This window comes from Massilia sp. (assembly GCF_031995545.1).
GTDB lineage: Bacteria > Pseudomonadota > Gammaproteobacteria > Burkholderiales > Burkholderiaceae_D > Telluria.
The window spans coordinates 52,027-63,432 of record NZ_DAMAGA010000016.1; the positions used below are offsets into that span (position 1 = coordinate 52,027).

Genomic DNA, 11,406 nt, shown 5'->3' on the forward strand with positions numbered 1-11,406 from the left:
TACCCTTCTTGTTTCTCTCCCGATTACCATCCCGGTTTAAGCCGAGTTTTCATCAAGGAGAAACAATGAATACGAACCTGAAAGCGGGAGCACGCGCCGTCCGCGGCATCCTGCTTGCGGGCGCCTGGACCACCCTGGCAGGCACACTCGGCAGCACTGCCGTGGCGCAGGAAATCGCGGCAGAACTGCCGCGCGTCGAAGTCACCGGCTCCGCCATCCGCCGCGTCCAATCCGAAACCGCGCTCCCCGTCGAAATCATCTCGCGCGCCGAGATCGAAAAAACCGGCGTCACCACCGCTGCCGAAATCCTTGGCCGCGTCTCGGCCAACGTCAACGGCCTGACCGACGGCGCCAGCATCAACGTCGGCGGCGACCAGCGCGGCTTCAACAGCGCCAACCTGCGCGGCATCGGCACCTCGTCCACCCTGGTGCTGCTCAACGGCCGCCGCATGGCCAACTTCGCTTCGCCCGGCGACGACAGCGGCGTGGACCTGAACAACATCCCGGCCGCCGCGCTCGAGCGCGTCGAAGTGCTGCTCGACGGCGCCTCGGCCCTGTACGGCACCGACGCCATCGGCGGCGTGATCAACTTCATCACCCGCAAGGATTACCAGGGCCTGGAACTGAACGTCTACGGCGGCAAGACCGACGAAGGCGGCGCGGGCAAACGTACTGCCAGCATCAGCGCCGGCAAGGGCGAACTGGAACGCGACGGCTACAACATCTTTGCCGTCGCCGACTTCCAGCGCACCAACGCCCTGAACACCTCGCAGCGCAGCTTCATCCCAGCCCTAGAGGTCGAGCAGCGCCTCGGCCACCTGCTGTCCGGCTACACCGGCCCGGCCAACATCCGCCTGACCTCGAACCAGCGCGACCACCTGCAGGAACTCGGCTTCACCATCAACGGCCAGCCGATCACCAACCGCCTGATCAACCTGTCGGTGCCGAATTGCGCGCCGCCGGCCAACGTCTACCTGCCGGCCGGCACCGGCGGCGTTGATGCCTGCACCTATAACTACATGGGCGACACCGAGCTGTATCCGAAGTCGGAAAAGGCCAGCCTGCTCAGCCGCGGCGTGATCAAGCTCGGCGCCGGCCACCAGGCCTATGCCGAAGTGGCGCTCACCCGTTCCAAGACCTGGTACACCGGCTCGGCCGCGCGTGTTACCGGCTACATCGACTTCAGCCGCGTGCCGCAACTGGCCGGCACCGGCCTCGATCAGCTGGACGACGACTATCCGGGCGAACTCGAACTGCGCATGCGCCTTAACGAAGCCGGCCAGCGCACCAGCGAACTGACCAGCGAAGGCATGCGCTTCGTGGTCGGCATGAACGGCACGCTGGGTGGTTGGGACTATGACGCCGCCTTCAACCACAGCGTCAACACCGTCAAGGACAAGGACACCCACGGCTACGTGCTGTACAACGAGCTGCTGGAAGGGATCGCCGACGGCCGCATCAACCCGTTCGGCCCATCGAGCGCCGAAGGCGTGGCCCTGCTCGACAGCATCCAGGTCAACGACGTGGTGCGCCGTGCGCGCGGCACGCTCGACTCGTTCGACTTCAAGTTCTCGCGCGCCGTGACGCCGCTGGCCGGCGGCGACCTGGCGGTGGCGATCGGCGGCGAAGCGCGGCGCGAGCGCAACCGCTTCACCCCGTCCGCCCTGCTCCTGAGCGACAACATCAACAACGACGCCGCGCCGGAAGGCGGCCGCGCCACCAGCGACAGCCGCAACGTGGCCGCGCTCTACGGCGAGGTGCTGGTGCCGTTCGCCAAGCAATGGGAAGCGCAGTTGTCGGCGCGCTACGACCATTACCAGCAGGTCGGCGGCGCCGCCAGCCCCAAGATCGGCCTGAGCTACCGCCCGAGCGACGCGCTGCTGCTGCGCGCCTCGGCCGGACGCGGCTTCCGCGCCCCGACCATGACCGAGCTGCACCGCCCGACCGTGTACAGCGCCACCGCCACCCTGCCCGATCCGGTCTACTGCGCCACGGTCGACAACAACTACGCCGACTGCGCCGACAACTGGGACACGCGCCGCTACAGCAACGAGAACCTGAAGCCCGAGAAGAGCCGCCAGTTCTCGCTCGGCGCGGTGTTCGCGGCCGGGCGCCACGTCAGCGCCTCGCTCGACTACTGGAACATCAAGCGCACCAACCTGATCAGCGAGATCGGCGACGACATCATCCTCGGCAACCTGGCCAAGTACGGCAGCCTGGTGTACCGCGACGAAGATGGCCTGATCGACTACATCGAACTGCGCAAGGAAAACCGCGGCGCTCAGCTGGCGCGCGGACTCGATCTGGCAGTCACGGTGCGCGGCGTCGACACGGCCATTGGCCGCTTTGGCGGACGCCTGAACGGCACCTATGTGCTGTCGTCGAAAATCCAGAACGCGCCGGGCGACGCGTTCGTCAGTAACCTGAACCGCTTCGTCACCGACGGCGTGGTGCAGCGCTGGCGCCACACGGTCAGCTTCGACTGGGATCAGGGTCCGTTCTCAAGCAGCCTGCAGAACACCTGGTCGAGCGGCTACGAAGACCAGAACACGGCGATCAACATCGACGACGGCAGCGTGGTGGCGCAGAACCGCGTCAAGTCGTACTCGCTGTGGGATCTGTCGGGCGCGTACCAGGTCAACAGCGCGCTCAAGCTGCGCGTCGGCGTGCAGAACATGTTCGACGAGAGCCCGCCGTATTCGAACCAGGCGTATTACTTCCTGTCCGGCTACGATCCGAGCTACACCGACCCGCGCGGCCGCCGCTTCTACGCCAGCGCCAACTACACGTTCCGTTGACGACCGTGGCGGCGCCGCGCATCAGTGCGGCGCCGCCACGCGGCCCTCGGCCTGCCGCTCCACCCGAGGCGGCAACTGCAGCAGCGCCAGCGCACCATACAACGGTGGGCTGAGCACACGCGACACCGTACTCGATACCACCGCGCACGCCATCAGGCTCAGCACCATGCTGTGGCCATCCACCATTTCCATCACGATGATGAAGGCCGTCAGCGGCGCCTGCGTGGCCGCCGCCAGGAAGCCGACCATCCCCAGCGCGATCAGCGCCGCGCCGCCCGAGTAACCGGTCAGCAGCGCCACGTCGTGGCCGAGCGAAGCGCCGATCGACAGCGACGGCGCGAAGATGCCGGCCGGGATGCCTGACCAGGCGGTCAGCCAGGTGGCGGCGAACTTGAACAGGGTATATGCGCCCGGCACGCTGGCTTCGTTGCCGAGCAGGCCGGCGGTGGCTTCGTTGCCGCTGCCGTAGGTGGCGCCGCCGCTGATCACGCCGATCACCGCCACCGCCAGGCCGCAGCCGGCCGCGAAGCGCACCGGATAGCGGGCGCGCCAGCGCGTCGGCAGGTCGGGCGACTGGCCACGCAGGCACGTCACCAGGAGGCGCGCGAACAGGCCGCCGGCCAGGCCGCACACCACCGCCACCAGCACGCCCGGCCCCAGCAGCGCCAGGCCGATCGGCCCCGGGTGGATCACGCCGAAGTGGGTGCCGTTTCCGTACACCGAGACCGAGATCAGGCCGGCCAGCACGATGCCGGCCACCAGCAGGCCGCTGTTGCGCTGCTCGGGCGTACGCGAGAGTTCTTCGATGGCGAACATGACGCCGGCCAGCGGCGTGTTGAAGGCAGCCGCGATACCGGCCGCGCCGCCCGCCACCAGCAGCGCGTGGGCGCTGATGCCGCTCTTCTTCGGCAGGAAGCGGCGCGCGCTCAGCATCACGCCGGCGGCGATCTGCACCGACGGGCCTTCGCGCCCGAGCGACATGCCGCCCAGGAAGCCGGCCGACGTCAGGCCGATCTTCGCCAGGCTCAGGCGCAGCGACACCAGCAGCGGCCGCCGTCCGCCCGACAGCGCCGGGTCGAGCGCCGCCACCACCTGCGGAATGCCTGAGCCGCCGGCGCCGCGCGCGTAACGGCGCGTGGTCCAGGCGATGGCGGCGCACACCAGCGGCGTCCACAGCAACGGTGCCCACCACGCCACCCGGCTCAGGCCGAGGAAGGCGAAGAAGGCGGTCTCGGCCAGCCAGGTGAAGCCGACCACGACCAGGCCGGCGACGGCGGCCATGCCGACCACGACGATGCGGGTATGCCAGATATTGGGGGAGATGATTTCGCGCTGAAACGCGCTACGGACGTCGTGCTGAGGGGTCTCGGGAAGCATGATGGCGGCTTGCGGGGCAAGCCGTCATTATAGCGCAAATACATTTGCACGAATGTTCCGCTTGACTTCCCATCAAGCGGAACATGGCAGAGCCGTGCTTACTTGGCCGCGTACATCGACGCATACTTGGCGCCGAAATACAGGATGAAGCCATAGCACGCCGCCGGCAGCAGGAACGACAGCTGCACGCCCATCGAATCGGCCAGCGCGCCCTGCGCGAACGGCACCAGCGCGCCGCCGACGATCGCCATGCACAGGATGCCCGAGGCCTGGCCGGTCTGCTTGCCCAGGTTGTGCAGCGCCATGCTGAAGATGGTCGGGAACATGATCGAGTTGCACAGGCCGACCGCCAGGATCGCCCACATCGCCAGGCTGCCTTCGCCGAAGGTACCGACCAGCACCAGCACGATCGCGGCCACCGAGTTGAAGGCCAGGGTCTTGCCCGGGCTGACCACGCGCATCACGGCGAAGCCGATGAAGCGGCCGATCATGGCGCCGCCCCAGTAGATGCTGACGTAGTGCGCGGCGTCGGCGTGGGACAAAGCGGCGATGTGCGACTCGCCCAGGAAGTTGATCAGGAAGCTGCCGATGCTCACTTCGGCGCCGACGTACAGGAAGATGCCGATCGCGCCCAGCACCAGATGGCGGTGCGCCAGCACCGAGCCTTTGGCTCCGCTGACTGCTGCCACTTCGGCGCTGTCGTCGATCTTCGGCAGTTTCGCCATCATGAACAGCACCGCCAGCACCACCAGGGTGCCGGCCAGCGCCAGGTAAGGACCGCGCACGGTGGCCGCTTCCGCCGCCGGATCGAGCACCGCGCCGGCAGTCGCACCGACCGCCGACAGGATCAACAGGCCGCCGACCGCCGGGCCGATGGTGGTGCCGAGTGAGTTGAAAGCTTGTGTCAACGTCAGGCGGCTGGAGGCGGTGCGCGCCGGTCCGAGTACCGCGACGTAGGGGTTGGCCGCCACCTGCAGCACCGTGATGCCCGAGGCCAGCACGAAGAAGGCGAACAGGAACACGCCGTAGCCGCTGAACGAGGCCGGGTAGAACAGCGCGCAGCCGACCGCCGCGATCAGCAGGCCCGTGACGGCGCCCTTCTGGTAGCCGATGCGGCGGATCAGGGCACCGGCCGGCAGTGACACGATGGCGTAGGCGCCGAAGAAGCAGAACTGCACCAGCATGGCCTGCACATAGGTCAGCGTGTAGATCGCCTTGAGGTGGGGAATGAGCACGTCGTTGAGCGACGTGATCAGGCCCCACATGAAGAACAGGATGGTGACGATGACCAGCGCCCCCGTGTTGCTGTCGAGTTGCTGCGCCCCGCCGGGCCCTTCCTGCTGCGCCGGGGGCGCGTTGTATGCCATGTTTGCCATGCTGTCTCCTGGTATTCGGTATCTTGTTCGGTTGCCCGAGTGTGTATAGACGAAACGCCGAGGGGTCTCCTCGGCGTTCCGGTACTGCTTACTGCATTACGTCAGCTCAACGGGCCATGCCTGCCGGCGCCGCCGGCAGATCCTTGGCGCGCGTGCCCCAGCCCTTGGTGTCCGGCTGTGCACTCAGCTTGTACTTCAGGGTGCCGCCGGCCTGGATCTGTTCCCAGTCCAGCCATACGCGTTCCACATTACGGCCGCCGTAGTTCACCGACTGCACATAGCTGCGCTGGCCCGGCTTGGCGCCCGGCGCTTCGATGCGCAGGGTCTTGCCGGTGCCGAGGTCGATCTCGGCGCTGGCGAAGCGCGGTGCGTGCAGCAGGAAGCGGCCGCTGCCCGGCATGTCCGGATAGATGCCCAGCGCGCTGAACAGGTACCAGGACGACATCGTGCCCAAGTCGTCGTTGCCGGTCACACCGCCCGGACCGTTGGTGAACAGCGTTTCGGCGCCACGCAGGATGGTGGCCGTCTTCCACGGCTGGCCCATCAGGGTGTACATCCACGGTGCGTGCAGGTCAGGCTCGTTGTTCGGGTTGTAGCGGAACTGGGCGTAGTAGCTGTACGGTCCCACCACCCACGACTTGCGCACCGCGTTCGGGTCGGCCAGCACCGCCGGGTAGTCGAAGAACTGGTCCAGGCGTTTCAGCGCATGGTCGTGGCCGCCCATCGCGCTTACCAATCCCGGCACGTCCTGCTGCACCAGCCACTGGTACTGCCAGGCGGTGCCTTCATGGAAGCCATGGTCGCCGCGCGGATCGTAGCTGCTGCCGACATCGCTGAACCACTTGCCGTCTTCGGTCTTCGGACGCGGGAAGCCGCGCTCGCCGGTCGGTTCGTCGACCACGCTCGGATCCCACACCTGCTTCCAGTTGCCGGCGCGCTGCGCCAGTGCCTGGGCATCCTCGGTCTTGCCGAGCGCCTTGGCCATGATCGCCAGCGAGCCGTCGGCCAGCGCGTATTCCAGCGTCGACGAGGCGCCGTGGTGCGGGTCGGTGTCCATGCCCTTCGAGATGAAGCTGCGCTCGTGCTGCACGAAGCCGTTCTTCAGGTAGCTCGGGTTGCCCGAACGGCCCTGTGGACGGATGCCGTGCGCCGGCACGCTGAAGGCGTTCTCGCGCAGCGCGGTCCAGGCCTCCTGTTCGCGGCCCTTCAGTGCGCCGTAGCGCCACAGGTCGACCATGAACGGGGTGACCGGGTCGCCGGTCATGATGTTGGTCTCGAAGTTGGCGTAGCCCCAGCGCGGCAGCCAGCCGCCCTGCTCGCGGATCTTCAGCACCGAGTTGGCGATGTCGCGCGCGCGTTCCGGACGCAGCAGCGCCAGCATCTGGTTCTGGCTGCGGTAGGTGTCCCACAGCGAGAAGTACTCGTAGTAGGTCCAGTCCTTGGCGGTGTGGATCTTGTCGTCGTAGCCGCGGTAGCGGCCGTCGGCGTCGTTGCCGGTCATCGGCTGCAGCAGCGCGTGGTACAGCGAGGTGTAGAACACGGTGCGGTCGTCCTTGCTGCCGCCTTCGATGCGGATGCTGGCCAGCTCGCGCTGCCATGCGGCCTGCGACCTGGCCTTCATCGCGTCAAAACTGATCGGGCGGCCGTTGTCCATGCCGTCGGCGCGCAGGTTGATGCGCGCGCCTTCCTGGTCGACGTGCGAGATCGCGCTCAGCGCGGTCACCGAACGGTTCTTCTTCAGGTCAAAGCTCAGCCACACGCCGTGCGGCTTGGCTTCGCCCTGCTGGCTTGGACCGGTGGTGCCGGGCCAGCCGGCGCGGTCGTCCCACACGCCGTGGGCCACCACCGGCTGGTCGAACTCCATGCGGAACCAGGTGGTGTACTTGGCGCCGCCGCAGAAGCTGCGGGTGACGATGCGGCCTTCGACGGCGTTGCCGTCGACGATCTTGACTTCGCTGCCGATCACCGAGTGGCGCTCGTTGGCCTGGCCCAGGTTCAGCAGCACGTGGCCGGTGGCGGCGTTGCCCTCGAAGGTGTAGCGCTCGGCGGCGGCGCGGGTCAGCGCGGTCGATTCGGCGGTGATGCCGTCGTAGCTGGTCAGCTTGACCTTGTAGTAGCCGGCTTCGCCGACTTCGCCGTCGTGGCTGTATTCGGCGGCGTATTTCTTGTGGTCGAACGTGCCTTTTTTATCGGTGTCGAAGTCGCCGCCCTTGCCGATGGTGCCGGTCACCGGCAACACCGACAGCTGGCCACCCTGCTCCCAGCAGCCGGCGCCGGAGACGAACGAGTGGCCGAAGCCGCGGATCTTCTTGTCGGTGTAGCGGTAGCCGGCGTAGTGGTCGGCGATCGGGCTCACCTGGATCAGGCCGAACGGGGCCGAGGCGCCGGGGAAGGTATTGCCTTCGTCCTGGGTGCCGATGAAGGTGTTCACCGGCATCGAGCCTGCGGCGATCTTGGCGGTCGCAGGCGCGCCGGCGGCCAGCGCGTGCGGCACGCCGGCAGGCAGGGCGCAGACGCTCAGGGCGACGCTGAGGGCGATCAGGCTGCGGCGCGCAGGCTGGAATGGCTTGGTGCGGATACGACTCATCAAGATACTTCTCCTTCGAGCTGTTCGAACAACTGTTGCATGGCCGCGGCGTGCGGCGGGGTGGCGCCCGACTGCAGGCAGGCGGCGGAACCGGCCGCCAGTGCGGCGTGCAGGTGCGATTGGAGACTACGCTCCGGGTGGTGGTGCAGGCTGCGCAGCAGGCCGGCGGCGCTGGCGTCGCCGGCGCCGACCGTATCGACCACGTCGATTTTCGGCGAGCGCGCATCGGCCCGTTCGTCGCCGCGCAGCAGGCTGGCGCCTTGTGCGCCGCGCGTAAACAGCACCAGCGCCTGCGGGTTGAAGCTGCGCACCTTGGCCAGCGCCGCGTCCAGCTCGAGGCCCGGGAACAGGCCGCGCAGGTCGTCGTCGGACACCTTGACCAGGTCGGCCAGCGTGGCCATCGCTTCCAGCGTCGGGGTGTAGCGCTCGTCCATCAGGTTGCGGAAATTCGGGTCGAAGCTGATCCTGACGCCGCGCGACTTCAGTTCGCGCGCCAGGTCGACCAGCCTGGCGGCCAGCGGCTGGCGTGCCAGGCTGATGCCGCCGAAGTGGGCCCATTGCAAGCCGTCCATCCAGCCGGCCGGCAGCGCGGTCGGGTCGAAGTGCAGGTCGGCGCTGTCGTCTCCGACGAAGAAGTAGCTGGGCGGCTCGCTTTCGACAATCGCCAGCAGCGGAGAACGATCGACGCGCTGCAGCATGCGCAGGTCGAGCCCACCGGCTTCGCTGGCAGCCCACAGGGCGTCGCCGAAGCGGTCGTTGCTGATCGCGCCGGCGAACGCGGTGCGCTCGCCCAGCGCCGCCAGCGCGCGCGCCACGTTCCAGGTCGAACCGCCGACGCGGCTGACCCATTCCTCGTTACCGCGGTGGATCATGTCGGTCAGCGCCTCGCCGGCGCACAGCATCACCGGCGCATTTTCAAGCTTCACCTCATGCATGGTCGGCCTTCGTCAGCGCGGCCACGATGTCGTAGCAGGCGCCCATGGTGTGGTAGTCGACCTTGCCGGCCGGGCTCTTCTCGTCGCTCAGCTTGCGGTTCTCGCGGTCCAGGATGCGGTACCAGGCGCCATATTCGTGGTCGACGAAATGGGTCCAGCTGTAGGCCCACAGACGTTCGTACCAGACCCAGTATTCCTCGTTGCCGGTGCGCTGGGCCAGCATGGCGGCGGCGGCCGCGCTCTCGGCCTGGACCCAGAAGTACTTGTGGTAGTCGCAGATAGTCAGGTCCGGCGCCAGCGAATACGCCAGGCCGCCGTTCTTGGTGTCCCAGCCCTTCTCCACCGCCACCTTGAACAGGCGTTCGGCGGTCGGCAGCAGCCACTCCAGGTCCTGGTCCAGCGTGCCCTTGCCGCGCGCTTCCAGCATTACCAGGAGCTTGGCCCACTCGGTGAAGTGGCCCGGCTGGTAGCCCCATGGGCGGAACAGGTTTTCCGGGTCGTCGATGTTGAACTTCCAGTCCGGCTGCCACTCGGTGTCGTAGTGTTCCCAGATCAGGCCACCGCAACGTTCGGCCTGGCGCTGGGTGATGTTGAAGGCGACCGTGTAGGCGCGTTCCAGGTAGCGCCGTTCGCCCGTGGCCTGGTGCGCCGCCAGCAGCGCCTCGCAGGCGTGCATGTTGGCGTTCTGGCCGCGGTAGGTCGACAGCTCGCTCCAGTCCTGGCTCGCTTCGTCCGCATACAGCCCGTCGGCCGCGTTCCAGAAGCGCTTTTCCATCAGATCGAACGCTTCCGCGATCCACTGGCGCGCTTCTTCGACGCCGGCCATGGTGGCGTGGGCGTAGGCCAGCAGCACGAAGGCTTCGCCATAGGCGTGCTGAGTGCCGTCCTCGATCGCGCCGCCGTTGAGCATCCAGGCGTAGCCGCCGCCATCCGGGGCGCGGTGCGCTTCGCGCACGAACTTGACCGCGTGCTTCAGGCCTTCCAGGTAGGCCGGGTCGTTGAAGTGGCGGTAAGCCATCGCGTAGGTGAACACGAAGCGCGTGCTGCTGACCAGGTGGCGATGGGTGGCGTCGTACACCGAGCCGTCGTCCTTGAAGTACTGGAACATGCCGCCGGCGGGATCGATCGCGCGCGGGTGGTAGAAGCGCATGGTGTGGCGCGCATGGTCGAGCAGCACGGCCGGGCTGCGGAAGTTCGGGAGTGTGGTCATAGTGGCTCGGGTCTGAATGGCTCGGGTGGCTCGGGGGCGTCAGTCGTCGTAGCTGCTTTCGCGCACGATCATTTCGACTGGCAGGGTTATCTGGGCGGATTGTTCTTCCGGCTTGTGCAGCAGGCATTCGACGCCGGCACGGCCGAGCGCTTCCTTGTCGACGCGCACGGTGGACAACGGCGGAATCGCCGCGGCGGCGGCGGCGATATCGTCGAAGCCGACGATCGCGAGGTCGGATGGAATGCGCAGGCCTTCGCCCAGGCAGTACTTCATGGCCACCAGGGCGGTGCTGTCGTTGTAGCAGAACAGCGCGTCGGGACGCTTGGACAGGTTCAGCAGGCTGCGCACCGCTTCGATCACGCCCTCCTCGCCTTCGCCCATGGTCGGCACGATCACTTCCAGGTTCGGATCGGCGTGCACCTTGGCGTCGAACAGCGCCTGGCGAAAGCCCCGGTTGCGCTGCTGGATGCTGTAGTGGGCCAGCGAGCCGGTGAGCATGGCGATGCGCTTGCGGCCGGTGCGCAGCAGGTGCTGGGTGGCGAGATAACCGCCGTTCATGTTGTCCGGATTGATCGAGGTGAAGCCGCGCCGGTGCATGTCGACCAGCACCATCGGTTTGCCAACCTGCTGCAGCGCGGCCAGCACTTCGGGCTCGAAGAAGCCGGCGCACAGGATCGCGTCCGGCTGGTGCAGGCGCAGTTGATCCAGCACCGGCTCGGCCGGTCCCACCACGATCAGGGACAGGGCGATTCCTTCGCGGCGGCAGGCCTCTTCGGCGCCATGCAGCACGGGCGAGAAGAACGGGCTGGAGGTCAGCGTGTTGTGCTGGCTGTGCAGCAGGAAGGCGATGCGGCGGATACGGCCTTTTTTCAGCTGCGAAAAGTCGTAGCCGAGGCGCATGGCGGTCTCGCGCACGGTGTTGCGCGTGGCCTCGGTCATGCCGGCCTGGTTCTTGAGCGCGCGCGACACGGTGCCGATCGACAGGCCGGTGGCGGCGGCGATGTCGCGCAGGGTCACCTGGCTCACGGCTGCGCCTCCATTGCCTGGCGCCCGCGCAGCGTGGCGTGCGTCGCGATCAACTGCATTGCTGTGTCTCCGGTACGGGTTTAATAAACGCTTGTAG

Annotated in this window: 7 protein-coding genes; 1 reads left to right on the top strand and 6 read right to left on the bottom strand. The window is 67.4% G+C overall.

The genetic code is table 11. The annotated features are described in order from the left end of the window. The first annotated feature begins 65 nt into the window (after positions 1-65). Positions 66-2,798, top strand: coding sequence for a TonB-dependent receptor (locus RTQ83_RS13365; RefSeq protein WP_312515262.1), 2,733 nt, complete (start codon positions 66-68; stop codon positions 2,796-2,798). Positions 2,799-2,819: 21 nt separating this feature from the next. Here RTQ83_RS13365 and RTQ83_RS13370 read toward each other — a convergent pair whose 3' ends face one another. The 6 genes from RTQ83_RS13370 to RTQ83_RS13395 all read right to left on the bottom strand — a co-directional run bounded on the left by RTQ83_RS13370 (position 2,820) and on the right by RTQ83_RS13395 (position 11,309). Next, positions 2,820-4,175 carry a chloride channel protein gene (locus RTQ83_RS13370; protein WP_312515265.1) on the bottom strand — a complete coding sequence of 452 codons (1,356 nt, stop codon included), beginning with the start codon at positions 4,173-4,175 and terminating at the stop codon, positions 2,820-2,822. A 98-nt stretch (positions 4,176-4,273) separates the two neighbouring features. Next, the gene (locus RTQ83_RS13375) at positions 4,274-5,551 is read right to left on the bottom strand and encodes a sugar MFS transporter (RefSeq protein WP_312515268.1); all 1,278 of its coding nucleotides are present in this window, start codon (positions 5,549-5,551) and stop codon (positions 4,274-4,276) included. Positions 5,552-5,657: 106 nt separating this feature from the next. Next, positions 5,658-8,138: a GH92 family glycosyl hydrolase gene (locus RTQ83_RS13380; protein WP_312515366.1), complete on the bottom strand. Its 2,481-nt coding sequence runs from the start codon at positions 8,136-8,138 to the stop codon at positions 5,658-5,660. Beyond that, positions 8,138-9,073, bottom strand: coding sequence for a carbohydrate kinase (locus RTQ83_RS13385; RefSeq protein WP_312515271.1), 936 nt, complete (start codon positions 9,071-9,073; stop codon positions 8,138-8,140). The genes RTQ83_RS13380 and RTQ83_RS13385 overlap by 1 nt, the downstream gene beginning before the upstream one ends. Continuing rightward, a complete protein-coding gene (locus tag RTQ83_RS13390; protein WP_312515274.1) occupies positions 9,066-10,283 on the bottom strand; it encodes an AGE family epimerase/isomerase in 1,218 nt (405 codons plus the stop codon). The genes RTQ83_RS13385 and RTQ83_RS13390 overlap by 8 nt, the downstream gene beginning before the upstream one ends. A gap of 39 nt (positions 10,284-10,322) precedes the next feature. Continuing rightward, a complete protein-coding gene (locus RTQ83_RS13395) occupies positions 10,323-11,309 on the bottom strand; it encodes a LacI family DNA-binding transcriptional regulator (RefSeq protein WP_312515277.1) in 987 nt (328 codons plus the stop codon). Positions 11,310-11,406 lie beyond the last annotated feature (97 nt).

Coding starts and splice junctions, on each gene's coding strand:
- RTQ83_RS13385 (WP_312515271.1), bottom strand. CDS start 9,073: ATGCATGAGGTGAAGCTTGAAAATGCGCCGGTGATGCTGTGCGCCGGC.
- RTQ83_RS13370 (WP_312515265.1), bottom strand. CDS start 4,175: ATGCTTCCCGAGACCCCTCAGCACGACGTCCGTAGCGCGTTTCAGCGC.
- RTQ83_RS13375 (WP_312515268.1), bottom strand. CDS start 5,551: ATGGCAAACATGGCATACAACGCGCCCCCGGCGCAGCAGGAAGGGCCC.
- RTQ83_RS13390 (WP_312515274.1), bottom strand. CDS start 10,283: ATGACCACACTCCCGAACTTCCGCAGCCCGGCCGTGCTGCTCGACCAT.
- RTQ83_RS13365 (WP_312515262.1), top strand. CDS start 66: ATGAATACGAACCTGAAAGCGGGAGCACGCGCCGTCCGCGGCATCCTG.
- RTQ83_RS13380 (WP_312515366.1), bottom strand. CDS start 8,138: ATGAGTCGTATCCGCACCAAGCCATTCCAGCCTGCGCGCCGCAGCCTG.